The following is a 23,439-nucleotide window of genomic DNA, read 5'->3' as shown; positions in this document are numbered from 1 at the left end:
CACGAGCGCCTGGCTATGAAGCGCTGGGCGCCCATTCGTAGCGGTGTTCCGGGCGGCCCGTGTCGCCGTACTTGAGGCTGAGCCTGACCCGGCCCGAGCGCTCCAGGAGCTTCAGATAGCGCTGGGCCGTCTGGCGGCTCAGCCGGGTGCGGTCCGCCAACTCCTGGGCGGACAGCGGCCCCTCGGCCCCCATCAAGGCCCTGCGGACCAGCTCGGCCGTGGTGGGGGAGTGCCCTTTGGGCAGTTCCGGCGCCGGAGTCGCCGAGAGGGCGCCGAAGATCCGGTCGACCTCGGCCTGCTCGGCCTCGCCCCCGCCGTCCAGGGTGCGGCGCAAGGTCGCGTACGCGTCGAGCTTGGCCCGGAGTCCCGCGTAGGAGAACGGCTTGACCAGGTACTGCAGGGCGCCGTGCCGCATCGCGGCCTGGACGGTGGCGACATCGCGCGCGGCGGTCACCATGATCACGTCTGTCTGGTGGCCGCGCTCACGCAGCGTACGGACCACCGCGAGACCCGTCTCGTCCGGCAGATAGTGGTCGAGGAGCACCAGATCGACGGGGAGCTCCTCGACGAGCCGCAGTGCCTCGGCGGCGCTGTGCGCCTTCCCGGCCACCCGGAAGCCGGGGACCTTGGCCACGTAGGCGGCGTTGACGTCCGCGACCCTGACGTCGTCGTCCACGACAAGCACCTCGATCATCGTGTCTCCTCCGTGGGGGCAAGGTCGGACTGTGCGAGCGCTTCGGGCAGTACGACGGTGAACTCGGCGCCCCCGTCGGGCGAGGCACCGGCCCGGGCGCTGCCGCCCTGCCGCTCGGCAAGCCTGCGGACCAGAGCGAGCCCGATGCCGCGCTTGCCGTGCGCCGGGGGCTCCTTGGTGGACCAGCCCTCCGTGAAGATCGTCTCGCGTTGTTCGGACGGTACGCCGGGGCCCGTATCGCGCACCTGGAGGACGACGGCGCGTCCCTCGGTGCGCACATCGACCTCCACGCGCGCGTGGAGGGTGCCCGCAGCCGCGTCGAGCGCGTTGTCGACGAGGTTGCCGACGATGGTGACCAGACCGCCCGGGTCGATCAGACGGTCGGGCAGCGCGGTGTCGCGCGGGACGGCGAGGACGACGCCTCGCTCCGCGGCGACCGTGGCCTTGCCCACCAGGAGTGCGGCGAGCAGCGGATCGCCGATCTTCTCCGTGATCTGCTCGGCGGTCACCCGGTGCGCGCCCGCCACCTCACCGACGAACTCCGCGGCCTCCTCGTACATCTCAAGCTCCAGGAGGCCGAGCAGCGTGTGCATGCGGTTGGCGTGTTCGTGGTCCTGGGCGCGCAGTGCGTCGATGAGGCCGCGGGTGGAGTCCAGCTCGCGGCCCAACTGCTCCAGTTCGGTGCGGTCGCGCAGGGTGGCGACGGCGCCTCCGTCGTCCGTGGGCATGCGGTTGGCGACCAGGACACGCTGGCCGCGGACGGTCAGGAGGTCGGTGCCCGTGACCCGCCCGGCGAGCACGTCGGTCGTACGGCCCGGGCCGAGCGCGGTGTCGAGCGGCTGCCCGATGGCTTCCGCGCCGAGGCCGAGGAGGCGCTGGGCCTCGTCGTTGAGGAGGCGGATCCGGCCGCCGCGGTCCAGCGCGACGACGCCCTCGCGGATGCTGTGCAGCATGGCCTCGCGTTCCGCAAGGAGCGCCGAGATATCGGAGAATGCCAGGTCACGCGTCTGCCGCTGCACCCTGCGTGAGATCAGATAGGCGGCGAGGGCGCCGACGGCGAGCGCCCCGCCCGCGTACGCGAAGAGACCGGGGATCGCGTGGATGAGGCGGGCCCGGACGCTGTCGTACTCGATGCCTACGGAGACGGCGCCCACGATGCCCCCGTCGATGTCCCGCAGCGGCACCTTGCCGCGCGCCGAGCGGCCCAGGGTGCCGTCGTCGATCTCCATGACCTCGTCCCCGGCGAGCGCGTCGCTCGGGTCGGTCGAGACGACCTGTCCGATCTGGGCGTGGTCGGTGTGGGACCAGCGAACGCCGTCCTTGTTCATGATCACGACGTATTCGGCCCCGCTGGCGCGCCGGATCCGTTCCGCTTCCGTCTGCACGGGGCCGTCGACCGTCGGTTGCGAGGAGCGCAGGTCATCGGCGATCTTCGGCTGGGCGGCCGTGGTCTGCGCGATGGCGAGTGCGCGGCGCATCGCCTGGTCGTCCAGCTGGTCGCTGAGCGGCGCGAGGAAGAGCCCCGTGGCGAGCACGGCGACCCCGGCGGCGATCGCCAGCTGCATCAGCAGCACCTGCGAGAAGACGCGCCGCGGCAGGCCGAGGCGGAGTCGTCGGGCAGGAGAGGTGGGGCTCATGTGTACGAACGGTACGGCGACCTGAGCGCTACTCCGAAGTCACTGTGGCGGGGATCTCCTGTACGGAGTCGTACGCCATCGGCCGCACCGCCACGACATCCATGCGCGCCGGGGCCGCCAGTGCCGCGCCGCAGCTCTCGGGCCGTGGCGGCTGCGAGGCTCCCTGGGCGACCGTGACGCGCCAGTGCCGTCCGTCGGTGTGGGCCACCGTCACGTCCCAGCGTGGGGCCGTGCCGTCCGTGTGGACGACGCTCAGGGCCCCCGCGGCGGTCTCGCCCGTCCCGGTGCGCACCGCGAGCTCGGCGGCCTGTGCGGGGCGCTCCCAGGCGGAGCTGCCCCGGCAGCCTTCGGTGACGACGTGGCCCGTGCGCACCCCTTCGAGGATCTCCTTGACTGCGGCCTGTCCGGAGCGGCCGTACGCGTAGCCGTAGGGCAGGACCAGCAAGGTGGGGGAGAAGCGGTGACCACCCAGATGAGTGACCTCCCAGGTGCCTTGTTCACCGGACGCGGCGAGCTCGGCGGCAAGTGGCCTGCCGAGAAGGGCGCAGCAGCGGTCACGCTTGCCGTTCGTGCAGACAAGGGCGAGCGGGGCGCCCGTGTGCGGGGTGCCGAATCCGCCGTGGTCGCCCGCGCCGAGGGCTGTGAAGTCGAGGTCGAGCAACTCCTGCGGCCTGTCCGTGACATGGCCGCGCAGCCAGGTGTTGCCGGGCACGGTGTGGGCCGCGTACACCCGGCGGAGCGCCGGGGCGTGGCGGTCCGCGTGGCGTCCGGGGCGGCGGATGAGTGCGACGCGTACGCCGGTCCCCTCGGCGGCGGCCTCGAGGGCGCCGCCGATCTCCGGATCCAGATGGCTCGCGGTGAGCGCTTTGGCGCCCCACGGGCCCGGCTGCTCAAGAAGCAGCCAGGTCCTGGCGGTGGCCGCGGTCCCCGCGAGAGGCTCGTCCAGATCCCGCGAAGCGGTGGCGCACTTACTCACAGAGGGGAGCCTAACCCGCGCCGGGTCTGTGGTGGTTCATCCGCCGTCGGGCGCGGGCATCGGCTGGGGCGGGCGCGGCCCGACGTACTGCCCGCTGGGGCGCATGCGCAGCGGGCGTTCCTCGTACTCCTCCAGGGCATGGGCGATCCAGCCCGCCGTGCGCGCCACGGCGAAGATCGTCTCGCCTGCCTCCGCGGGCATCCCGGACGAGGCGGTCAGGACGGCCAAGGCCAGGTCGACATTGGCGTGCAGGTCGGTGTGGCGGGCCGTGGTGGCCACCACGTCGCGGGCCGCCGCCAGGGCGGGGCCCGCCTCGGGGACGACCTCCAGGAGGGCGAACAGGGCCTCCGCGCGCGGGTCTTCGCCGGGGTAGAGCCGGTGGCCGAGGCCCGGGACGCGGCGGCCCGCGCGGAGTTCGTCGGCCACCACGGGGGCCGCGCTGCCCCGGTCGAGGACGTCCAGGAGCATGCGGTGCGCGAGGCCGCTCGCCGCGCCGTGCAGAGGGCCCTCCAGGACACCGAGGCCGGCGGACACCGCCGCGTACGGGTGGGCGCGGGCGGAGGCGGCGACGCGGACGGCGAGCGTGGACGCGGCGAGGTCGTGGTCGATGAGGAGGGCGAGCGCGGTGTCCAGGGCGTGCAGGGAGGCGTCGTCCGGCTGTCGGCCGGTCAGCCGGGCCCAGAGCCGGTGGGCCAGGGGGCCCTCGTCCCGGTGGGTGCGGCCGGCCGGTGGGAGCGCGGTGACGAGGGTGGGGATGAGGGTGCGGGCGGTGCCGATGACGGCTTCTTCGGAGAGGTCGAAGCGGAGGGGGTCCGCCGCCGCGGCCGAGATGGCGGCCACGCGCAGGTGGTCGGTCGGGCCGCTGTGCTCGGGCAGCGCGTCGATGGCACGGCGTGCGGCGCCGACGGTCTCGGCGGGGGCGGTGAAGCGGATTCCGGGGCGCATGACGCCGGTCCACAGCCACTCGGCGACCTCTTCGTACGAGTGCGCCAGGGCCAGGTCCAGCGCGTCGACGCCGCGGTAGTAGTAGCGGTCCTTGTCGATGAGGGTGATGCGGGTGCGGACGGAGAGCTCGCCGCTCACGGAGGCGGCTGCCGGCTCCCGACGGTTCTTGCGGGCGAGCGACTCGACCTCCGCGGCGTCGAAGCTGCTGCCCCGTGCGCCGGGACCGCGGCGGCTGGTGAGCTGCCCGCGGCTCACGTAGGCGTACACGGTCTCGGGCTTCACGCCGAGCAGTTCGGCGGCTTCCCGGGTGCTCAGGCGGCGGCCCTCGCGGGTGGCTGCCGACGTGGCGTGGCCCGACGCCTCGCTGTCCGTGCGGGTCACTTCTCGATCCGTCATGGGTGACACCGTATCCAGATTGACTCGACATTGATTCAATCAATATTGACAGGGGTTGAGTCAAGCATGGACAGTCAGATCAAGTCCAGGGAGGAAGTCGAGGAAAAACATGCCGATCAATGTCTCCACCCCCACCCCCACCGCCCCCGCGGAGGTCCCCCGCGGGCTCGCGGGCGTCGTCGTGACCGAGACCCGGCTCGGCGACGTCAGGGGGTACGAGGGCTTCTACCACTACCGCCAGTACTCGGCCGTCGAGCTCGCGCGGACCCGCGGCTTCGAGGACGTCTGGCACCTGATGTTCCACGGCGCGCTGCCGGACGCCGAGCAGCGGAGCGCCTTCGCCGCGCGGACCGCGAACCTGCGTCGACTGCCCGACGAGGTAAGCGCCGCGCTGCCCGCCATAGCCCGCGCCAGCGCCCTGTCGGGTCCGCTCTCAGGGCTGCGCACGGCCCTGTCGCTCTTCGGTGCCGCGAAGGGCTTCCGCCCCGTGTACGACATCGACGAGGACCGGCGCCGCGACGACGCCCTCGCCGCGTCCGCCGTGGTGCCGACGCTGCTCACGGCCCTGTACCGGCTCGGCCAGGGACTCGACCCCGTCGAACCGCGCGACGACCTGTCGTACGCGGCCAACTACCTCTACATGCTGACGGGTTCGGAGCCGGACCCCGATCGGGCGCGGGCGATCGAGCAGTACTTGATCTCGACCATTGATCACGGATTCAACGCGTCAACGTTCACGGCCCGGGTGATCACCTCGACCGGCGCGGATGTCGCGGCTTGTCTGGTGGGCGCTGTGGGTGCGCTGTCGGGGCCGCTGCACGGCGGGGCGCCCAGCCGTGCGCTCGACACGCTCGATGCCATCGGCACGCCCGACCGCATCGACGGCTGGATCCGAGAGCGGGTCCTCGCGGGGGACCGCATCATGGGCTTCGGTCACCCCGTCTACCGCACGGAGGACCCGCGTTCGCGGATGCTGCGGGGCATCGCCCAGCAATTCGGTGGCCGGATGGTGGAGTTCGCGGTCGAGGTCGAGCGCCAGGTCGAGGCGATCCTCGCCGAACTGAAGCCGGGGCGCGAGCTGCACACGAACGTGGAGTTCTACGCGGGCGTCGTCATGGAGCTGTGCGGCCTGCCACGCGAGATGTTCACGCCCACGTTCGCGGCGGCGCGGGTGGTGGGCTGGGGCGCGAACATCTTGGAGCAGGCGGAGGACTCGAAGATCATTCGGCCTGCGGCGCGGTATGTGGGGGAGCGTGCGCCACAAGCGGTGCCGACAGCCCTCTAGACGGAGGCGGCCTGCGTCTTCTAGTGCCGCTTCAAGCGGCGTTCGCCCTGTCGACGACGGCGAGTGGGCGCCGGTCGTCGGCATGGTGGTTTCACCAGTTGGTGTAGCGGCGGATCGTGCTGCCCTGTTCGGATCGTGCCGCCCTGTTCCTTGTGTGTGGCGTGGTCGGTGCCGTCGAGGATGAAGTGGAGGCAGGCGGTGCCGCCGTTGCCGGTGTCGCGGCGGCAGCACCGCCGGGGGAGCTGCTCGCAGTTCCCCGCAGTCCCCCGCAGTTCCTCGCACGTCCTCGCAGTCACTTGCTGTCTATGCGGCCGATCGCCGTTCCGGCCTCGGCGAGGGCGGAGGCTGCCTTGTCCCAGATGGTGTCGGACGGGTTCAGCGCGCTGCGCAGATAGGCGGTGGTCAAGCGCTGGAGGACAGCGACGCGCTCCGGGTTCTCGTCGGTGGTCTCCGCGGCTTCCCAGTTCGGGATGCCACCCAGGGAATGTTCCGCACCGAACAGGGTGAGCAGGTCGGTGGCTCCGGGGCTGTGCGTGTAGGCGTCGGTGAACCAGTCCGGGCCGCGGCTGGACATCATGGACTGGTCGTGGTCGCCGGCGACCACGAGCGTCGGCGTGGTCAGCTCGGCGAAGGACGGGTTCATGAACGGGAAGTGCTCCTTGGCGAACGGGTGCAGTTCCTCGCCGCCGATCCCGGTCGCGGCCAGCAGCACACCGGCCTTGACCCGCCGGTCTGCGTAGTCCCTGCCCGCCTGCCCGGATCCGTCGAGGGTGCGGGCACCGAGCAGCATCTGAACCGTCTGCCCGCCCCAGGAGTGCCCGGCGACGACGACCTGGTCCCGGTCCACCCGCCCGGCAAGCCCCGGTACGGCCGCTTCCACGGTGTCGAACTGGTCGAGAACGCGTTCCAGGTCCGCGTACCGTTCGGTCCAGATCTGTCCGAACGCCGGGTCGTCGAATCCGATGCCGTTCCGCCGGGAGTCCAGGTGGGTCGGCTGCACCACGACGAAGCCCTGCGATGCCCAGAACGCTGTCAGCGGAGCGTATCCGTCCAGCGACCAGCCGTTGCCGTGCGAGAACAGCAGTACCGGCAGGCTCTCACCGGCCACCGGTGCGGAGACCCGCACCGCGAGCGGAACGGCCCGGCCGGGGGCGTCCAGCGCGACAGGGGCGACGGACACGACTCGCTCGCCGGTGCCGACGACCTCGTCCAGGGCGTGCACGATCGGAGTATCGGTTGTTGCGGGAGCGCTGCTCATGAGAGTCCTCTGTCCTTTGCGTTCCGGGTTCCCGCCGCCCACAATGAAAGCGGAGCGACGCTCCGAACAATACGGAGCGCTGCTCCGCTTTGCAATCGCCGCGACGAAAGTGCCTTCGATGACCGACCCGAACACCTCTGCCGCAGCGCCGCGCGGCAAGCGGACCGACGCTCGCCGCAACGAGCGCGTCCTGCTCGATGCGGCGGCAGCCGTATTTGTCACGCACGGGGTCGACGCGCCGGTGCGGTTGATCGCGGCGGAGGCGGGCGTGGGGATGGGGACGATCTACCGGCACTTCCCGACCCGCCCCGCTCTGATCGCGGCGGTCTATCGCCATCAGGTCGAAGCGCTGGCCGAGGCCGGGCCCGCCCTGCTGCAGGAGGCGGCGGAGCCGAGCGCGGCGTTGCGGCGGTGGGTGGCAGGGTTCGTGGACTTCCTCGTCACCAAGCACGGGCTGGCCGGCGCCATGGGGGCCGATGCCGACGGCGCGGACGCCCTGCACCGGTACTTCCTCGACCAGCTGGTGCCCGTCTGCGACACCCTCCTGCAGGCGGCGCTCGGCGACACCGGCACGAAACAGATCTCCGGGTTCATGCTCATGCGCGGCATCGGCAACCTCTGCATCGGCGCCGGTAACGACGTCCGCTACGACGCCGGCCGGTTGGTCGACCTGCTCGTCACCGGCCTTCTCACCACCGAGCAGCAGGGCGGCCGTTCACGCTCCGCAGGGGACGCCGCTCACTGACTTCGCGCTGTGATGGAGCAGGCTCCGTCCCGTCGGCGTGATGAAGCAGGCTCCGTCCCGTCGGCCGTTACCGAGCGGAGCCGTCACGGCGGCCGTGGTTGGCGGGTGGTGCGGCCGGTGGGTGTCGGGGTCGGCCGGGTGGGCGAAGCGGCACCAGACGGGGGCGGCACGGATGACGTCAGGCGTCCGGGATGTCGCCCTTGGCGCGGACCAGCGTCTCGCGGCTCACGATCACGATGCGTTCGTAGTCCGCCCGCGATGCGTCGGACGGAAGTTCCTTCTCGAGCGCCGCTGTTGCTTCTGTCCCGATGACAGCGAAGTTTCCGTCGCTGAGTTCGAATACATCGGGGCACGACTGTCCTGAGGCGCTTCCCCGCTGCTGGGGAGAGACTCCGATGCGACGCACGATCTTCAACGGTTATCCAGTCTGGGAGCGTTTGAGGGAGCCGCGTCCGGGGTAGAACGCGCGCGCCCACATTAGAGACTGGCGATGCCTTAGACAAGCCGGGTCAACTCGGCACGCGACGTCATCGAAGGGTTCAACTAGGCTTATTCGTAAGGAGGTTCACCGACGACCCACCATTCGTCGGTGTCGGCGTCCTCGAGATCCTGGATGAGCTTGTCGACCATTCGGCCCAGGCGGGCCTCGTCCGAAGCGTCAAGGAGGCTGGCCCGGTGCGGCCCGGTGGCCTTCCAGTAGCTGCGGAAGATCGGGTTCTGGCAGATCAGGCGCAGATGCCCGTGCACCTCTTCCCAGCTGAAGTTGCCGACGCGCCAGAACAGCAGTGCGTTGGTGTACACCGCGTTCGCGAACAGGTACTGCCGCAGGGTCCGGGCATCGAGAGGCATGTCGAAGGTGTCCAGGACAGCCGCCAGGTCGGGGTCGTCCATCGCCTTGCTGAGCATGTCGAACTGAAGTCTCTGCTGCGTGATCAGGTTGGCGTTGCGCTGGTGCTCGGACTGCTCCGTGCACGTGAGTCGCAGCCGCAGCGTCCCGTGCTTGCGTTGCTGAGCGGTCAGGGCCGCCAGAGCCCCGACGGCGAAAGCAAGGCCCGCGGTAGCTGCGGACCCCAACCCCCGTGTCCCAAACTTCTGTGTGGCCATGTCAACCCCCGAATCGGCGACCGTCCGCCGGTCGTCGGATGCGGGTCGACAGGGTGAGGACCGGCGAGCGATGGGCGGCGCGCTTGCCGCCTCCCAGGATGCCGAGCGGCTCTGATCGGCAGGGAGGCGGAGAGGAGGCGCACGGAAGGCAGCAGTGTTCGCATGTCCCGACGCCGTGCCCGATGTGTGCCCCGCCTGCGCCGCTAACAATCGTTCACTTCGCGGCCCCGCTACGCGCTCGTATGCTGGGGCGGCAGTCGTTCGTCGTACGCGAGCCTGGCACGCGCCGGTGCGCGCGTGAGTGTGAAAGGGGTCGCACGTTGACTCAGCCGGGTGCTCGGCCAGGTGCTCAACCGGGTGCGGGGCAGATCCCCGTCGTCGTCCTCACCGGTTTCCTGGGCTCCGGCAAGACGACGCTGCTCAATCATCTGCTCCACCGTAGTGGTGGCAGCCGGATCGGTGCGATCGTCAATGACTTCGGGTCCATCGAGATCGACGCCATGGCCGTCGCCGGGCAGCTGGGTGACTCCACCGTCTCGCTCGGCAACGGCTGCCTGTGCTGCGCCGTCGACGCCAGTGAACTCGACGAGTATCTGGAGCGGCTCGCCCGGCCCTCCGCCCGGATCGACGTCATCGTCATCGAGGCCAGCGGGCTCGCCGAACCGCAGGAACTCGTGCGCATGGTGCTCGCCAGCGAGAATCCGCACATCGTGTACGGAGGGCTCGTCGAGGTCGTCGACGCCGCCGAGTTCGACTCGACCCGGCAGCGACATCCCGAGGTCGACCGGCATCTGGGGATCGCTGATCTTGTCGTCGTCAACAAGGTCGACCGCGTCCCCGAGGCGGAGCGTGAGCGGATCCTCGGCGTCGTCCGGGGCTTCACCGATCGCGCGGCCGTGGTCGCGGCCTCGTACGGACGTGTCGACGTGGAGCTGCTCCTCGACCGGAAGCCGGTGGGGGAGCGGATCGGGCAGCTGTCCTTCGACGACCTGCATCAGCACGAGGGCGGCGGGCAGGACGAGGGCTGCGGGCAGCACCAGGACGGCGGGCAGGACGGGCACCACGATCACTTGCACTCCGCCTACGAAAGCCTCGCCTTCTCCTGCGAAGTGCCCATGAGCCCACGCCCGTTCATGGCCCTCCTCGACAGCCGGCCCGAAGGGCTCTACCGCATCAAGGGGTACGTCGACTTCGGCGCCGCCGACCCGCGCAACAAGTACGCCGTGCACGCCGTGGGGCGGTTTCTGCGCTTCTACCCCGAGCCGTGGGCGCCGGGCGAGGCCCGTCTGACCCAGCTCGTCCTCATCGGGACGGGCATCGACGTACCCGCTCTGGAGAAGGAGCTCGACGCCTGTCGTGCGTACGCCCCGCACGCTGATGCCGATGAGCACAGCATGTGGGGCGTACTGCGATACGTACAGGAACTCGATCCGGTGGAGTAAGCGGAGCTAAGCGGAGTGGAGTAAGCGGAGCAGTGGAACAGAGTCGGCTACGCCGGGCCCGCTACCGCCGCCACCGGCTTCGCCAAGGAGACCCCCGAGCCGTCGCGGCGCGGGTCGATCTCCGGCAGCTCGGCCGGCAGACCAGTGCGCTGGGCCGCGAGCGGCGGTGTCGGGCCCGCCCACGCGAAGCTCAGACAGTCCTCGCCCTTCAGGAAGCGCTGGACGCGCACGCCACCCGTGGCCCGGCCCTTGCGGGGGTACTGGTCGAACGGCGTCACCTTGGCCGTCGTCTGCACCGAGTCGTCGAGCGTGCCGCGTGAGCCCGCCACCGTGAAGACCACGGCGTCCACGGCCGGGTCCACCGCCACGAAGGAGATGACCTTGACGCCGTCCGCGAGCTTGATGCCTGTCATGCCGCCCGCCGCACGGCCCTGCGGGCGCACCTGCGCGGCTTGGTACCGCAGGAGCTGGGCGTCGTCCGTGATGAAGACGAGGTCCTCCTCGCCCGTGCGCAGCTCGGCCGCGCCGACGATCCGGTCACCGTCCTTGAGGGTGATGACCTCCAGCTCCTCCTTGTGGGACGGATAGTCCGGGACCACACGCTTGACCACGCCCTGTTCGGTGCCCAGGGCGAGGCCCGGTGAGGACTCGTCCAGGGTCATCAGGCAGATCAGGCTCTCGTCGCCCTCCAGGGAGAGCAGCTCCGAAACCGGCGCGCCTCCGGAGAGGTTGGGTGCCGCATGCGTCTCCGGAAGCTGCGGGAGGTCGACTACGGAGAGACGCAACAGCCGTCCCTCGGACGTCACCGCGCCCACCTCGCCCCGCGCGGTCGCGGGGACGGCGGAGACGATCACGTCGTGCTTGACGCGCTTGGTGTCGCTCTCGGCGAACGGTTCGCCGTTGGCCGTGCGGGCAAGGAGGCCGGTCGAGGAGAGGAGCACGCGGCACGGGTCGTCCGCCACCTGCAGCGAGACCGTGGGCGCCGGGGTGCTCGCCGACTCCAGGAGGACCGTGCGCCGGTCCGTGCCGAACTTCTTTGCCACAGCGGCCAGTTCGGCGGAGACCAGCTTGCGCAGCTCCGCGTCCGACTCCAGGATCCGGGTCAGCTCGTCGATCTCGGCCTTGAGCTTGTCGCGCTCGGACTCCAGCTCGATGCGGTCGAACTTGGTCAGGCGGCGCAGCGGAGTGTCCAGGATGTACTGCGTCTGGATCTCGCTCAGCGAGAAGCGCTCCATCAGGCGCTCCTTGGCCTGTGCGGAGTTGTCGCTGGAGCGGATGAGGCGGATGACCTCGTCGATGTCCAGGAGGGCGACAAGGAGCCCCTCGACCAGGTGCAGCCTGGCCTGCTTCTTGCCGCGGCGGAACTCGCTGCGGCGGCGCACGACGGTGAAGCGGTGGTCGAGATAGACCTCGAGGAGTTCCTTGAGGCCGAGCGTGAGGGGCTGGCCGTCCACCAGGGCCACGTTGTTGATGCCGAAGGACTCCTCCATCGGCGTCAGTTTGTAGAGCTGTTCCAGGACGGCCTCGGGGACGAAGCCGTTCTTGATCTCGATGACCAGGCGCAGGCCGTGCGAGCGGTCCGTGAGGTCCTTGACGTCGGCGATGCCCTGGAGCTTCTTCGACCCGACCAGGTCCTTGATCTTCGAGATGACCTTCTCGGGGCCCACGGAGAAGGGCAGTTCGGTCACGACCAGGCCCTTGCGGCGGGGCGTCACGTTCTCGACGGCCACCGTCGCGCGGATCTTGAAGGTGCCGCGCCCTGATTCGTACGCGTCCCTGACCCCGGACAGGCCGACGATGCGGCCACCCGTGGGCAGGTCGGGACCCGGCACGAAACGCATCAGCGTCTCCAGGTCGGCCCCGGGGTGCTTGATCAGGTGACGGGCCGCGGCGATGACCTCGCCGAGGTTGTGCGGCGGCATGTTCGTCGCCATGCCGACGGCGATGCCCGACGCGCCGTTGACCAGAAGGTTCGGATAGGCCGCCGGAAGGGTGACCGGCTCCTGCTCCTGGCCGTCGTAGTTCGACTCGAAATCGACTGTGTTCTCTTCGATCGACTCCGTCATCAAGGACGTCGCGTCGGCCATCTTGCACTCGGTGTACCGCATGGCGGCCGGCGGGTCGTCGTTGCCGAGCGAGCCGAAGTTGCCGTGCCCGTCCACCAGGGGCAGACGCATGGAGAAGGGCTGGGCCATGCGCACCAGGGCGTCGTAGATCGACGCGTCGCCGTGCGGGTGCAACTTACCCATGACCTCGCCGACGACGCGGGCGCACTTCACATAGCCGCGGTCGGGGCGCAGGCCCATCTCGTTCATTTGATACACGATCCGGCGGTGCACCGGCTTCATGCCGTCGCGGGCGTCCGGCAGGGCGCGCGAGTAGATGACCGAATACGCGTACTCGAGGAAGGAGCCCTGCATCTCGTCGACGACGTCGATGTCGAGGATCTTCTCCTCGAACGACTCGTCGGGCTGCGGGGTCTTCGTGCTGCGGCGGGCCATCGCTGCTGCGGCTCCTTCACGGTGTCTGCCAGGGCATCAACGGGATCTGACGCCGACCATTGTGCTCTGTCCCACTGACAACGCCGACCACGACCCGGTCTTCGACCGCGACTACGCCGAGCGCGGAGCGGGAACTTCACCGGTTGTCAGCACGCTTGCATACAGTGGCACGACTGGCAGAATTTCCAGCTTTCGCGATCGAAGGGACGTACATGCCCATGGGTCACACGGCCACAGCCGAGGCCGGCTCCGGCGGCCTGACAGCGACCGAGCACCGGCTGGCCAACGGCCTGCGCGTGGTGCTCTCCGAGGACCACCTGACCCCGGTCGCCGCGGTCTGCCTCTGGTACGACGTCGGCTCGCGCCACGAGGTCAAGGGGCGTACGGGCCTCGCCCACCTCTTCGAGCACCTGATGTTCCAGGGCTCGAAGCAGGTGCACGGCAACGGCCACTTCGAGCTGGTGCAGGGTGCGGGCGGGTCGCTCAACGGCACCACGAGCTTCGAGCGCACCAACTATTTCGAGACCATGCCCACACACCAGCTCGAGCTGGCCCTGTGGCTGGAAGCCGACCGGATGGGCTCGCTGCTCTCCGCGCTCGACGAAGAATCCATGGAGAACCAGCGGGACGTCGTCAAGAACGAGCGCCGCCAGCGCTACGACAACGTTCCCTACGGCACGGCGTTCGAGAAGCTGACCGCCCTCTCGTACCCCGAGGGCCACCCCTACCACCACACCCCGATCGGCTCCATGGCCGACCTGGACGCGGCGACGCTCGAGGACGCGCGGAACTTCTTCCGTACGTACTACGCGCCCAACAACGCCGTCCTGTCGGTCGTCGGCGACATCGACCCGCAGGAGACCCTCGCCTGGGTCGAGCAGTACTTCGGGTCCATCCCCTCGCACGACGGCAAGCAGCCGCCGCGCGACGGCTCGCTGCCCGACACGATCGGCAAGGAGCTGCGCGAGGTCGTCGAGGAAGAGGTACCGGCCCGCGCCCTGATGGCCGCCTACCGCCTCCCGGAGGACGGCACGCGCGCGTGCGACGCGGCCGACCTGGCGCTCACGGTCCTGGGCAGCGGCGAGTCGTCGCGGCTCTACAACCGCCTCGTGCGCCGCGACCGCACCGCGGTGGCGGCAGGGTTCGGCCTGCTGCGTCTCGCCGGAGCCCCCTCGCTCGGCTGGCTCGACGTGAAGACGTCCGGCGACGTCGAGGTCCCCGTCATCGAGGCGGCCGTCGACGAGGAGCTCGCCCGCTTCGCGGAAGAGGGCCCCACCGACGAGGAGATGGAGCGCGCCCAGGCACAACTGGAGCGCGAGTGGCTCGACAGGCTCTCCACGGTGGCGGGACGCGCGGACGAACTGTGCCGGTACGCGGTCCTGTTCGGCGACCCGCAGCTCGCCCTGACCGCCGTCAAGCGCGTCCTCGACGTCACGGCGGAAGAGGTCAAGGCGGCCGCGGCGGCCCGCCTGCGCCCCGACAACCGCGCGGTGCTCGTGTACGAGCCCACCGAGGGCTCAGCGGCCCCCGAAGGCGCCGAAGCCACCGACGAGGACGAAGAGGAGGCGGCGAAGTGACCGAGGCCGCGACGATGCAGTTCCACCCCCAGCCCCAGGCGGGCACCGCACGGCCGTGGGCCTTCCCCGCGCCCGAGCGCGCCACCCTGGACAACGGCCTCACCGTCCTGCGCTGCCACCGCCCCGGCCAGCAGGTCGTCGCCGTGGAGATCCACCTCGAGGCGCCGCTCGACGCCGAGCCCGCGGGCCTCGACGGCGTCGCCACGATCATGGCGAGGGCCTTCAACGAAGGCACCGACAAGCACTCCGCCGAGGACTTCGCCGCGGAACTCGACCGCTGCGGCGCCTCCATGGACGCGCACGCCGACCACCCCGGCGTGCGCGTCTCCCTCGAAGTCCCGGTCTCCCGCCTCCCGAAGGCGCTCGGCCTGCTCTCCGACGCCCTGCGCGCCCCCGCCTTCGCGGACAGCGAGATCGAACGCCTCGTACGCAACCGCCTGGACGAGATCCCGCACGAGGCCGCCAACCCGGCGCGCCGCGCCGCCAAGGAGCTCTCCCGGCAGCTGTTCCCCGCGACGTCGCGCATGTCGCGCCCCCGCCAGGGCACCGAGGAGACGGTCACGGCCATCGACTCGGCGGCGGTGCGTGCCTTCTACGAGAAGCACGTGCGTCCCGCCACGGCCACCGCGGTCGTCGTGGGCGACCTGACCGGCGTCGACCTGGACGCCGTCCTCGCCGACACCATCGGCGCCTGGACGGGCGGCACCGCCGAGCCGCGGCCGGTGCCCCCGGTGACCGCCGACGACACCGGGCGCGTCGTCATCGTGGACCGCCCCGGAGCCGTCCAGACGCAGCTGCTCATCGGCCGCGTGGGACCGGACCGGCACGACCGCGTCTGGCCCGCGCAGGTGCTCGGCACGTACTGCCTCGGCGGCACCCTCACCTCGCGACTCGACCGCGTCCTGCGCGAGGAGAAGGGATACACCTACGGCGTACGGTCGTTCGCCCAGGTCCTGCGCTCCGCCCCGGACGGCACGGGTGCCGCGATGCTGGCCATCAGCGGCTCGGTGGACACCGAGTCCACGGGACCGGCCCTCGACGACCTGTGGAAGGTGCTGCGCACCCTCGCCGCCGAGGGTCTGACGGACGCCGAGCGCGATGTCGCCGTGCAGAACCTGGTGGGCGTCGCCCCGCTCAAGTACGAGATGGCCGCGTCCGTCGCCGCCACCCTCGCCGATCAGGTCGAGCAGCACCTTCCGGACGACTTCCAGGCGCAGCTGTACCGCCAGTTGGCCGCGACCGGCACCGTGGAGGCCACCGCCGCCGTGGTGAGCGCCTTCCCCCAGGACCGCCTGGTGACGGTGCTCGTCGGTGACGCCGCGCAGATCGAGGAGCCCGTCAGGGCGCTCGGCATCGGTGAAGTGAGTGTGGTCACGAGCTGAGTGACAGTCAGGACATATCGGGACCCCAGTGGCTGGAATTTGCCACTGGGGTCCTCATATGTCCGAATTAGTATGGAGGTTACGTGTCTGCCCTGTGGCGTGCGCTACAAAAGCTCTGATCCGTTTGTCGTTTGAAAGCGCCCCGCTTAGCGTCGATCCGGCTGTTCGTCATGCAGTACGCCGCACCCGCGGCACCGGACAGTCATCGCCGAGTCCCCGTACGGCGCGAGCCAGGGGAGCCGGGGACCCACATGTCCCCTTGGGGTGAATCGGGAACCTTGCCGTGAGGCGAGGGACTCGTAGGAGACCTTCCTGCTCCGAACCCGTCAGCTAACCCGGTAGGCGAGAAGGAAGGAAAGGATCAGCCGCTACATGGCGTTCACCCGTGCCACCGGGAAGCACCGTCGCCCGAGCCGCATCACGCGTACGACCGCGAACGTGGCGGGCGTCGCCGCCCTCACCACCACTGGTGTCATAGGAGGCCTGGCCGCTCCGGCCCTTGCCGCCGACGACGCCGTGGCTCTCGAGCACACCGGCCTCACCCAGGCGATCTCCGTCGGCGACTCGCTCGCCGCCAGCGTCGACGCGCAGGCCGCCGCCCAGCAGCAGGCAGCCGACGACGCGGCAGCGGCCAAGAAGGCCGAAGAAGCCGCCAAGAAGAAGGCTGAAGAGGCCAAGCGCAAGGCCGAGGCCGAGGCGAAGGCCAAGGCCAAGAAGGAGCGCGAAGCCAAGGAGCGGGCCGCTCGCGAGGCCGAGCGCAAGCGCCTCAACAGCTACGTCTCCCCGATCACCGGCTCGTACGTCTCCACGGGCTACCAGACCGGCGGCGGCATGTGGTCCTCCGGCAGCCACACCGGCATCGACTTCCACGCCGCGTCCGGCACCTCGGTCCACGCGGTCGGCTCCGGCACCGTCGTCGAGGCAGGCTGGGGCGGCGCCTACGGCAACAACGTGGTCATCAAGATGAACGACGGCACGTACACCCAGTACGGCCACATGTCGTCCCTCGGCGTCACCGTCGGCCAGGCCGTCACCCCGGGCCAGCAGATCGGCCTCTCGGGCTCCACCGGCAACTCCAGCGGCCCGCACCTCCACTTCGAGGCCCGCACCGGCGAGGACTACGGCACGGACATCGACCCGATCGCGTACCTCCGCTCGCACGACGTCGGCGTCTGATCAACCGAAGGCTGATCCACCGCACGCTGATCCACCGAAAGCCCCGGCTCATCGAGAGCCGGGGCTTTCGCCGTACCGCCGTACCTGTACCCGCGCGTACCCGTACCCGTACCCGCGCCGATCGCCTTTGGCCAAAATATATCCATGGATTTCGGCCTGCCATCGGAAATTCGGCCGCTCTGCAATAGGGTCACTGAAAAGGCGTCGATCGACCGCGTTTCGCGGGGATTAAGGCGGAGGTCAGGTCATGCGCATTCCCGCGCACTCGGTATGCACGGCCATCCGGGACGACATCGTCTCCGGTGTCTACGAACGGGGTGGCCGGCTCACCGAGGAACTGCTCGCACGCCGCTATGGAGTCTCCCGCGTCCCCGTGCGCGAGGCCCTGCGCACCCTGGAGGCCGAGGGGTTCGTCGTCACGCGCAGGCACGCGGGCGCGTGCGTCGCGGAGCCCACCGAGCAGGAGGCGGCCGACCTCCTGGAGATACGCATGCTCCTGGAGCCGCTCGGCGCGGCCCGCGCCGCTCAGCGCCGCACGGAGGCGCACCTGAAGGTCCTGCGCGGCCTCGTCAGGCTCGGTCAGGAGCGTTCGAGGGGCGGTCAGAGCGACGACCTGCGCTCCCTGGGAGGCTGGTTCCACGAGACGCTCGCCCAGTCGTCCGGCAGCCCGGGCCTCACGGCGCTGCTCACCCAGCTCCGGCACAAGATCGCCTGGATGTACGTCGTCGAGACATCGGCCGCTCCCGCGGAGTCCTGGGCGGAGCACGCCGCGATCGTCGACGCGGTCGCCCGCGGGGACGCGGAACGGGCCAGGTCGCTCGCGGCGGCCCACGCGGAACGGGCGACGGCCGCGCACCGGCTGCGCTTTCCCCCGCAAGGTCATCGAATCGCGGGACGTGATCGTGTGAGGGATTCGCAACATGCCGTAAACACGGTGGGCCTCCGGCATTAACAGAGGCGCCGTATACAAAGAAGTGCTATTCGGCGGGGGATTATTTCGGCTGCCCGAATGCGGCACGTTCAGGGAATGCGGCTCTGATATTCGGTAGCTGGAAACAGAAGCGCCGAAGGGCCCGCCCCCTATTCAGGGCGGGCCCTTCGGCGTATGAGTACCAGTCTTTACTGGCTAGACGGTCTCGGGGAGCTCTTCGAGACCGTCCGCGACCAGCTTCGCCAGACGGTCGAGAGCGGCGTCCGCGCCCTCGGCGTCGGAGGCGAGCACGATCTCCTCGCCGCCCTGCGCGCCCAGACCGAGCACCGCGAGCATGGAGGCGGCGTTCACGGGGTTGCCGTCAGCCTTGGCGATCGTCACGGGGACGCCGGCGGCGGTGGCCGCGCGGACGAAGATGGAGGCGGGTCGGGCGTGAAGGCCCTCGGCCCAGCCGACGTTGACGCGGCGCTCAGCCATGTGTTGCTGCCCTTCCAGGTGTCTCACACTTGTCTAGACCAGTGTCTCATGCGATCACGCGTGCTCCGCCGGCCGTCGGCCCGTACGGTGCCGACCGACGTTCCCTGCTCCGTCGACCGTACGTCCTCGTGCCGCGGGCCCACGTCCCGCCCTTCGACGACTCCTAGCCTGCCCCGGCCGAGGCGCCCCCGCGACCCGTACCCTGGGCCCCATGCAGACCCCGTCGGAACGGCAGGCATATCCCTCCCACTGGGAAGCCGATGTCGTCCTGCGTGACGGAGGCACCGCCCGGATCAGGCCCATCACGGCCGAGGACGCGGACCGCCTGGTCAGTTTCTACGAGCAGGTCTCGGACGAGTCGAAGTACTACCGCTTCTTCGCCCCCTACCCGCGCCTGTCCGCCAAGGACGTCCACCGCTTCACCCATCACGACCAGGTGGACCGGGTGGGTCTGGCGGCCACGGTGGGCGGCGAGTTCATCGCCACCGTGCGCTTCGACCGCATCGACTCCCGCGGCATGTCCGCGAGCGCGCCCGCCGACGAGGCCGAGGTCGCCTTCCTCGTGCAGGACGCCCACCAGGGCAGGGGCGTCGCCTCCACCCTCCTCGAACACATCGCGGCCGTCGCCAGGGAGCGCGGCATCCGCCGCTTCGCCGCCGAGGTGCTTCCCGCCAACACCAAGATGATCAAGGTGTTCACGGACGCGGGCTACCAGCAGAAACGCAGCTTCGAGGACGGCGTCGTACGACTCGAATTCGATCTGGAGCCGACCGACCGCTCGCTCGCCGTGCAGCGCGCCCGTGAGCAGCGGGCCGAGGCGCGGTCGGTGCAGCGGCTGCTCACACCGGGGTCGGTCGCCGTGATCGGCGTCGGGCGCACGCCGGGCGGCGTGGGGCGCAGCGTCCTTCGCAATCTGCGCGAGGCGGGCTTCACGGGGCGCCTGTACGCGGTGAACAGCGCGTTCGGGGACGGTGAGGAGGGCGGCGAGGGCGGCGAGGTCGACGGGGTGCCTGCCTACCGCTCCGTGCGGGACATCGACGAGCCCGTCGAGCTCGCCGTCGTCACGGTGCCCGCCGAGCGGGTGCCGCAGGCCGTCGCCGAGTGCGGTGAGCGCGGGGTGCTCGGGCTCGTCGTGATCTCCGCCGGGTACGCGGAGAGCGGTCCCGAAGGGCGTGAGCGGCAGCGCGAACTGGTGCGTCAGGCGCGGTCGTACGGCACGCGCATCCTCGGCCCGAACGCCTTCGGGGTCATCAATACGTCGCCTGACGTACGGCTCAACGCCTCGCTCGCCCCGCATCCGCCCGAGCGCGGCAGGATCGGCCTCTTCACCCAGTCCGGTGCGATCGGCATCGCGCTCCTTTCGGGCCTGCACCGGCGCGGCGCGGGCCTTTCGACCTTCGTGAGCGCGGGCAACCGCGCGGACGTGTCCGGCAACGACGTGCTCCAGTACTGGTACGAGGACCCCGACACCGATGTCGCCCTGATGTACCTCGAATCCATCGGCAATCCGCGCAAGTTCACGCGGCTCGCCCGTCGTGCGGCGACGGCGAAGCCGCTGGTCGTGGTGCAGGGGGCGCGGCACAGCGGGATCGCGCCCACGGGGCACGCCGTGCAGGCCACGCGGCTTCCGCATGCCACGGTGTCGGCGCTGCTGCGCCAGGCGGGGGTCATCCGGGTCGACACCGTCACCGAGATGGTGGATGCCGGGCTGCTGCTCGCGGGGCAGCCGTTGCCGGGCGGGCCGCGGGTGGCGATTCTCGGCAACTCCGAGTCGCTGGGGCTTCTCACGTACGACGCGTGTGTCGCCGACGGGCTTCGGCCGCTGCCTCCGCGGGATCTGACCACGGGGGCGACCCCGGACGACTTCCGGGGCGCTCTCGCCGAGGCGCTGTCGGACGATGCCTGCGACGCCGTGATCGTCACGGCGATCCCTTGGGTGGGGGAGGACGGGGCCACGGCGTCCCCTGAGGGGGAGGAGCTGGCCGCCGCGCTGCGGGCCGCTGCTGCCGGGTGCCCGGCGAAGCCCGTCGCCGTGGTCCACGTGGAACTCGGCGGGCTCGCCGAAGCGCTCTCGGCCGCCGCGAGCACCCGGCCGGACGCCCCCCGCCCCGCGGGACGCCCGCACACCGCCTCGGAGGCACCCACCGCGGCGGCCACGGCACATGCCGCCCCCGAGCCCGAAGCCACCCTCAGCCCGGCGCGGACGTACCGCATCCCCGCCTACCCCGCCGCCGAGCGCGCCGTCCGTGCCCTTGCCGAAGCCGTCAACTACGCCCAGTGGCGGCGGGACGCCAAGGAGCCCGGGAAGGTTCATGAGTACGAGGACATCGACGAGAGCGGCGTCGCCCGGCGGATCGACGAGCTTCTCGTGGAGCAGGGTGACCCCCGTGGCGTCACCCTCGCCGAGGGCGACGCCCGCGAACTGCTCGGGCGGTACGGCATCGATGTACGCGAGGCCCTGCCCGCGCCCGACCCGGACGCGGCCGTGGCGGCCGCCCGTGCGCTCGGCTACCCCGTGGCCCTCAAGACCACGGCCCCGCACCTGCGCCACCGCGCCGACCTCGGCGGCGTGCGGCTCGATCTGGCGGACGAGGAGCAACTGCGCCGCGCCTACACCGAACTGACCGACGCCTTCGGCAAGCCCGTCGAGCTGCGCCCCGTCGTACAGCCGATGGCGCCCCGCGGTGTCGACACCGTCGTCCGCGCCGTCATCGACCCGGCGGCCGGGGCGGTGCTCTCGTTCGGGCTCGCGGGCGCCCCGTCCGAGCTGCTCGGCGACACCGGACACCGGCTGATCCCGGTCACCGAGCGCGACGCGGTCTCCCTGGTCAGGTCCATCCGGACCGCCCCGCTCCTCTTCGGCTGGCGCGGCTCGGCGCCCGTGGACACCCCGGCTCTCGAAGAGCTGCTCCAGCGGGTCTCGCGCCTCGTGGACGATCACCCCGAGGTGGTCGCCGTGTCCCTGGAACCCGTGGTCGTCGCCCAGCGCGGCCTCTCCGTGCTCGGCGCCTCCGTGCGGCTGGCGCCCCCGCCCGCGCGCAGCGACCTCGGCCCGCGGGCCCTGCCCGGGTACTGAGGCGGCCGGTGGGGAACCGTGGGCCCTCCGCCGGGTCGTAGGATGGACGGTATGGCAAAGACCGGTACGACGACCCAGGGGCTGCGCGCGGCGATCGAGCGCAGCGGCTACTACCCGGCCCTCGTGGCCGAGGCGGTGGAGGCCGCGATCGGCGGCGATCCCATCGGGTCGTACCTGGTCCACCAGGAGACCACGTTCGACGCGAACGAAGTCCGCAGGCATGTGACGGTCCTCGTCCTGACCGGCACCCGCTTCATCGTGAGCCACACGGACGAGCAGGGGGCGGACAGCACATCGCCGACGCCGTACGCGACGACCTCCACGGAGTCCGTGAAGATCGGCCGGATCTCGTCGGTCGTCGTCAGCCGCGTCGTCGCCAACCCCGAGAAGTACGTCCCCGGCTCGCTGCCCCGCGAGGTCGTCCTGACCATCGGCTGGGGCGCCGTGTCGCGCATCGACCTGGAGCCCGCCGCCTGCGGCGACCCCAACTGCGAGGCGGACCACGGCTACACCGGCAGCTCCACCGCCGACGACCTCAGCCTCCGTGTCAGCGAGGCGGGCGACGGCCCGGACGCCGTGCGCCAGACCCTGGCGTTCGCGCAGGCCCTTTCCGAGGCGACCGCGGAGACCGCCCGCTGATGTCCCTGCCCGCCTGGGACGACGTAGAGCCGCTCTCCCTCGACTCCGCACCCCTGCCCGAGTACGGCGCTGGCTCGCTCGCCGACCTGCTGCCCACGCTCGTCTCCCACCAGGGCGTCGAGGGCTTCGCGCCCGTCATCCCGGAACTCGCGCCCGCCGACCGGAACTGCGTCTTCCTGATCGACGGCCTCGGCTGGGAGCAGCTCCGCGCCCATCCGGCCGAGGCGCCCTTTCTGACCTCGCTCATCAGTTCATCGCGAGGTGGCACGGGCCGTCCGATCACCGCGGGCTTCCCCGCCACCACGGCGACCTCCCTCGCCTCGGTCGGCACGGGCCTGCCGCCCGCGTCGCACGGCCTGCCCGGCTACACGGTCCGCAACCCCGCCACCGGCGAGCTGATGAACCAGCTCCGCTGGAACCCGTGGACGGACCCGCGCAAGTGGCAGCCGTACCCCACCGTCTTCCAGCAGGCCCACGCCGCGGGCGTGCACACCGCCCAGGTGTCGTCCCCGACTTTCCAGAACACTCCGCTCACCAAGATCGCCCTGAGCGGCGGCAGCTTCCGCGGCAAGCTCTCCGGCGAGGACCGCATGGACCTCGCGGCCGAGCAACTCGGCGCGGGGGACCGGTCGTTGGTCTACACGTACTACGCGGAGGTGGACGGCAAGGGGCATCGCTTCGGCGTGGACTCCGACGCCTGGCGCGGCCAGCTGATGTACGTCGACCGCCTGGTCCAGCGACTTGCCGAGCAACTCCCGCCGCGCAGCGCCCTGTACGTCACCGCCGACCACGGCATGCTCGACATCCCCTTCGACGAGCGGTCCCGTATCGACTTCGACGAGGACTGGGAGCTGAGCGCGGGCGTCGCCCTCCTCGGCGGCGAGGGCCGTGCGCGCCATGTGTACGCGGTGCCCGGTGCCGAGAACGACGTCCTGACCGTATGGCGCGAGGTGCTCGGCGAGCAGTTCTGGGTGGCGAGCCGGGACGAGGCCATCGCCGCGGGCTGGTTCGGTCCTTCCGGCACCGTCGACGAGCGGGTGTACGCACGCATCGGCGACGTCGTCGCGGCCGCCCACGACGACGTGGCGATCATCGCCACCCGGAAGGAACCGAAGGAGTCGGCCCTGGTCGGCATGCACGGCTCCATGACCCCCGTCGAGCAGCTCGTGCCGCTCATCGAAGTACGCCCCTGACCGGA

The 23,439-nt window shown here is 70.8% G+C and carries 19 protein-coding genes and 1 riboswitch; of the genes, 10 read left to right on the top strand and 9 right to left on the bottom strand.

Annotation, left to right across the window (positions count from 1 at the left end; genetic code table 11):
* Positions 1-13 precede the first annotated feature (13 nt).
* From ACZ5CR_RS02500 to ACZ5CR_RS02485, 4 genes are read right to left on the bottom strand one after another with little or no spacing between them, the layout of a single operon-like run.
* On the bottom strand, positions 14-694 hold the full coding sequence (locus tag ACZ5CR_RS02500) for a response regulator (protein WP_383274338.1): 681 nt from the start codon (positions 692-694) through the stop codon (positions 14-16).
* Complete coding sequence (locus tag ACZ5CR_RS02495; RefSeq protein ID WP_468852802.1) at positions 691-2,331, bottom strand: sensor histidine kinase; 1,641 nt, start codon at positions 2,329-2,331, stop codon at positions 691-693. The genes ACZ5CR_RS02500 and ACZ5CR_RS02495 overlap by 4 nt, the downstream gene beginning before the upstream one ends.
* A gap of 28 nt (positions 2,332-2,359) precedes the next feature.
* Positions 2,360-3,307 (bottom strand): sucrase ferredoxin, encoded by a 948-nt coding sequence (locus tag ACZ5CR_RS02490; protein ID WP_468852799.1) that lies wholly within the window; start codon positions 3,305-3,307, stop codon positions 2,360-2,362.
* Positions 3,308-3,343: 36 nt separating this feature from the next.
* A complete protein-coding gene (locus tag ACZ5CR_RS02485) occupies positions 3,344-4,648 on the bottom strand; it encodes a citrate synthase family protein (protein WP_468852798.1) in 1,305 nt (434 codons plus the stop codon).
* Between the two features lie 109 nt (positions 4,649-4,757).
* Here ACZ5CR_RS02485 and ACZ5CR_RS02480 point away from each other — a divergent pair, with 109 nt between their 5' ends.
* A complete protein-coding gene (locus ACZ5CR_RS02480) occupies positions 4,758-5,933 on the top strand; it encodes a citrate synthase/methylcitrate synthase (protein WP_468852796.1) in 1,176 nt (391 codons plus the stop codon).
* 292 nt (positions 5,934-6,225) lie between these two features.
* Here the strand turns inward: ACZ5CR_RS02480 and ACZ5CR_RS02475 are convergent, their stop codons facing one another.
* Positions 6,226-7,191: an alpha/beta hydrolase family protein gene (locus ACZ5CR_RS02475; RefSeq protein ID WP_468852794.1), complete on the bottom strand. Its 966-nt coding sequence runs from the start codon at positions 7,189-7,191 to the stop codon at positions 6,226-6,228.
* A gap of 118 nt (positions 7,192-7,309) precedes the next feature.
* On the opposite strand from ACZ5CR_RS02475, the gene ACZ5CR_RS02470 reads away from it, so the two are divergent.
* On the top strand, positions 7,310-7,936 hold the full coding sequence (locus ACZ5CR_RS02470) for a TetR/AcrR family transcriptional regulator (RefSeq protein WP_468852792.1): 627 nt from the start codon (positions 7,310-7,312) through the stop codon (positions 7,934-7,936).
* 178 nt (positions 7,937-8,114) lie between these two features.
* Here the strand turns inward: ACZ5CR_RS02470 and ACZ5CR_RS02465 are convergent, their stop codons facing one another.
* On the bottom strand, positions 8,115-8,351 hold the full coding sequence (locus ACZ5CR_RS02465) for a hypothetical protein (protein WP_389912963.1): 237 nt from the start codon (positions 8,349-8,351) through the stop codon (positions 8,115-8,117).
* 134 nt (positions 8,352-8,485) lie between these two features.
* A complete protein-coding gene (locus ACZ5CR_RS02460) occupies positions 8,486-9,010 on the bottom strand; it encodes a DUF6082 family protein (RefSeq protein WP_468852791.1) in 525 nt (174 codons plus the stop codon).
* A 350-nt stretch (positions 9,011-9,360) separates the two neighbouring features.
* On the opposite strand from ACZ5CR_RS02460, the gene ACZ5CR_RS02455 reads away from it, so the two are divergent.
* Positions 9,361-10,482, top strand: a complete 1,122-nt coding sequence (locus ACZ5CR_RS02455) for a CobW family GTP-binding protein (protein ID WP_468852790.1) — start codon at positions 9,361-9,363, stop codon at positions 10,480-10,482.
* A 47-nt stretch (positions 10,483-10,529) separates the two neighbouring features.
* Here ACZ5CR_RS02455 and ACZ5CR_RS02450 read toward each other — a convergent pair whose 3' ends face one another.
* Positions 10,530-12,983: a DNA gyrase/topoisomerase IV subunit A gene (locus tag ACZ5CR_RS02450; RefSeq protein ID WP_468852788.1), complete on the bottom strand. Its 2,454-nt coding sequence runs from the start codon at positions 12,981-12,983 to the stop codon at positions 10,530-10,532.
* Between the two features lie 212 nt (positions 12,984-13,195).
* Here ACZ5CR_RS02450 and ACZ5CR_RS02445 point away from each other — a divergent pair, with 212 nt between their 5' ends.
* The 4 genes from ACZ5CR_RS02445 (at position 13,196) to ACZ5CR_RS02430 (ending at position 18,070) form a co-directional block, all read left to right on the top strand.
* A complete protein-coding gene (locus tag ACZ5CR_RS02445) occupies positions 13,196-14,560 on the top strand; it encodes a M16 family metallopeptidase (protein ID WP_468852786.1) in 1,365 nt (454 codons plus the stop codon).
* Positions 14,557-15,942 (top strand): M16 family metallopeptidase, encoded by a 1,386-nt coding sequence (locus tag ACZ5CR_RS02440; protein WP_468852784.1) that lies wholly within the window; start codon positions 14,557-14,559, stop codon positions 15,940-15,942. The genes ACZ5CR_RS02445 and ACZ5CR_RS02440 overlap by 4 nt, the downstream gene beginning before the upstream one ends.
* 196 nt (positions 15,943-16,138) lie before the next feature.
* Positions 16,139-16,302, top strand: a riboswitch (cyclic di-AMP (ydaO/yuaA leader).
* A gap of 12 nt (positions 16,303-16,314) precedes the next feature.
* A complete protein-coding gene (locus tag ACZ5CR_RS02435; protein ID WP_468852781.1) occupies positions 16,315-17,118 on the top strand; it encodes a M23 family metallopeptidase in 804 nt (267 codons plus the stop codon).
* Between the two features lie 247 nt (positions 17,119-17,365).
* The gene (locus tag ACZ5CR_RS02430) at positions 17,366-18,070 is read left to right on the top strand and encodes a GntR family transcriptional regulator (protein ID WP_468852780.1); all 705 of its coding nucleotides are present in this window, start codon (positions 17,366-17,368) and stop codon (positions 18,068-18,070) included.
* A 174-nt stretch (positions 18,071-18,244) separates the two neighbouring features.
* Here ACZ5CR_RS02430 and ACZ5CR_RS02425 read toward each other — a convergent pair whose 3' ends face one another.
* Positions 18,245-18,526 (bottom strand): HPr family phosphocarrier protein, encoded by a 282-nt coding sequence (locus tag ACZ5CR_RS02425; RefSeq protein WP_190085156.1) that lies wholly within the window; start codon positions 18,524-18,526, stop codon positions 18,245-18,247.
* Positions 18,527-18,737: 211 nt separating this feature from the next.
* Here ACZ5CR_RS02425 and ACZ5CR_RS02420 point away from each other — a divergent pair, with 211 nt between their 5' ends.
* The 3 genes from ACZ5CR_RS02420 to ACZ5CR_RS02410 are packed head-to-tail and all read left to right on the top strand — an operon-like array spanning position 18,738 to position 23,434.
* Complete coding sequence (locus ACZ5CR_RS02420; RefSeq protein WP_468852778.1) at positions 18,738-21,602, top strand: bifunctional acetate--CoA ligase family protein/GNAT family N-acetyltransferase; 2,865 nt, start codon at positions 18,738-18,740, stop codon at positions 21,600-21,602.
* Between the two features lie 51 nt (positions 21,603-21,653).
* Entirely contained in the window at positions 21,654-22,241 is a 588-nt protein-coding gene (locus ACZ5CR_RS02415) for a DUF5998 family protein (protein ID WP_468852776.1), read from the top strand.
* Entirely contained in the window at positions 22,241-23,434 is a 1,194-nt protein-coding gene (locus tag ACZ5CR_RS02410; protein ID WP_468852774.1) for an alkaline phosphatase family protein, read from the top strand. Before ACZ5CR_RS02415 ends, ACZ5CR_RS02410 begins: the two co-directional genes overlap by 1 nt.
* The last annotated feature ends 5 nt before the right edge of the window (positions 23,435-23,439 follow it).

The sequence above is a fragment of the Streptomyces sp. NPDC031274 genome, assembly GCF_055570235.1.
Note: the sequence above shows the minus strand (reverse complement) of the source record. Positions and strands in the feature narration are given on the sequence as shown.

What these genes read in the sequence shown, in the direction of transcription:
- ACZ5CR_RS02500 (WP_383274338.1), bottom strand. Translation starts at nt 694, where the DNA reads ATGATCGAGGTGCTTGTCGTGGACGACGACGTCAGGGTCGCGGACGTC.
- ACZ5CR_RS02495 (WP_468852802.1), bottom strand. Translation starts at nt 2,331, where the DNA reads ATGAGCCCCACCTCTCCTGCCCGACGACTCCGCCTCGGCCTGCCGCGG.
- ACZ5CR_RS02485 (WP_468852798.1), bottom strand. Translation starts at nt 4,648, where the DNA reads ATGACGGATCGAGAAGTGACCCGCACGGACAGCGAGGCGTCGGGCCAC.
- ACZ5CR_RS02480 (WP_468852796.1), top strand. Translation starts at nt 4,758, where the DNA reads ATGCCGATCAATGTCTCCACCCCCACCCCCACCGCCCCCGCGGAGGTC.
- ACZ5CR_RS02475 (WP_468852794.1), bottom strand. Translation starts at nt 7,191, where the DNA reads ATGAGCAGCGCTCCCGCAACAACCGATACTCCGATCGTGCACGCCCTG.
- ACZ5CR_RS02470 (WP_468852792.1), top strand. Translation starts at nt 7,310, where the DNA reads ATGACCGACCCGAACACCTCTGCCGCAGCGCCGCGCGGCAAGCGGACC.
- ACZ5CR_RS02450 (WP_468852788.1), bottom strand. Translation starts at nt 12,983, where the DNA reads ATGGCCCGCCGCAGCACGAAGACCCCGCAGCCCGACGAGTCGTTCGAG.
- ACZ5CR_RS02445 (WP_468852786.1), top strand. Translation starts at nt 13,196, where the DNA reads ATGCCCATGGGTCACACGGCCACAGCCGAGGCCGGCTCCGGCGGCCTG.
- ACZ5CR_RS02435 (WP_468852781.1), top strand. Translation starts at nt 16,315, where the DNA reads ATGGCGTTCACCCGTGCCACCGGGAAGCACCGTCGCCCGAGCCGCATC.
- ACZ5CR_RS02430 (WP_468852780.1), top strand. Translation starts at nt 17,366, where the DNA reads ATGCGCATTCCCGCGCACTCGGTATGCACGGCCATCCGGGACGACATC.
- ACZ5CR_RS02425 (WP_190085156.1), bottom strand. Translation starts at nt 18,526, where the DNA reads ATGGCTGAGCGCCGCGTCAACGTCGGCTGGGCCGAGGGCCTTCACGCC.
- ACZ5CR_RS02420 (WP_468852778.1), top strand. Translation starts at nt 18,738, where the DNA reads ATGCAGACCCCGTCGGAACGGCAGGCATATCCCTCCCACTGGGAAGCC.
- ACZ5CR_RS02415 (WP_468852776.1), top strand. Translation starts at nt 21,654, where the DNA reads ATGGCAAAGACCGGTACGACGACCCAGGGGCTGCGCGCGGCGATCGAG.
- ACZ5CR_RS02410 (WP_468852774.1), top strand. Translation starts at nt 22,241, where the DNA reads ATGTCCCTGCCCGCCTGGGACGACGTAGAGCCGCTCTCCCTCGACTCC.